The sequence below is a fragment of the Rhizobacter sp. P2_H2 genome (genome assembly GCF_056403375.1).
Window position 1 is genome coordinate 1 of the sequence record NZ_JBFUFP010001478.1, and the last position, 1,033, is coordinate 1,033.

At 71.5% G+C, this 1,033-nt stretch carries 2 protein-coding genes; both read right to left on the minus strand.

Annotated elements, in window-relative coordinates:
- On the minus strand, positions 1-704 hold a 704-nt coding region (locus AC1D15_RS34055), incomplete at its 3' end, for an oleate hydratase (protein ID WP_477829550.1).
- Between the two features lie 83 nt (positions 705-787).
- The coding region (locus AC1D15_RS34060; protein WP_477829551.1) for an urease accessory protein UreH domain-containing protein at positions 788-1,033 on the minus strand (246 nt) is incomplete at its 5' end.

A 1,033-nucleotide genomic window follows, 5' to 3' on the forward strand; every position in this document is an offset into this window, starting at 1 on the left:
AGCACGCGGCTGCCGTGTTCGAACACGACGCCGTGCGTGGCCAGCCACTCCTGCATCGGCCTCACCACCGAGTCGTACTGGTTCAGCGGCGTGCGCCGCACCCCGCCGAGCGTGTGGATGCGCGGGAACTCCTGCAGGAAGCGCAGCATGTAGCGGCGCAGCTCGACCGCGCTGTGCCAGTTCTGGAACGCGAAGGTGGTGCGCCACATCGCCCAGAAGTTCGTCTCGAAGAAGTGCGGGGCGAACCAGTCGTCGATGCGGCGCGTGCCGAGCAGCCGTTCCGGCGTGACGAGCAGCCGCACCAGGTCGAGCCGGTCGTGCAGGTCGAAGCCGAGCTCGCTCGCGTCCAGGATGTGGTGTTGGCGGTCGATCAGCCGTGCCTGCGCGTGCGTCAGCACCTCGGCGTTGAACTGCCGCACCTCGTCCTTCACGCTGCGCGATGCATCGCCGAGCGAGGGCACGCCGGCCAGCACGTCCCACAGGCACACGTAGGCCTCTTCGGTCCACATGCGCCCGCCGCGCGTCAGGAAGCCGCCGGTCGGGTCGCCGCTGCCGTCGAGCGCGCCGCCGGCGACCGGCAGCTCCTCGAGGATGCGGATGTCGCGGCCGCGCCAGCCGGCGTCGCGGATCAGCAGCACGGCGGCGGACAACGCGGCGATGCCGCTGCCGACGATGAAGGTGCGCGGCGAAGAGGGAAGGCTCATGGTCGTGTGGGAAGAGTTCAGGGGCTGCCGACATTGAAAGCGCACGAGCGCGGCGCCGGCTTGATGCCGGTCAAGCAGTGGCGTCAGGTCGCGCAGAAGAGCGCCGACTGCGGCCACAGCCCGTGGCCGAGCGACCAGCCGGAGCCGATCACCAGGCACAGGCCGGCGAGCCGGATGCTCCAGGCGAGCGCGCGCCGGTCGAGCCGCGCCCACAGCAGCGGTGCGCCCCAGAGCGTGAGCGATGACGCCGCGCCGAACGCGATCATCACGCCGGCACCGGCCAGGGCGCCGTCCGCGAGCGCCGCGAGCACCAGCGCCGACTGCAGCAG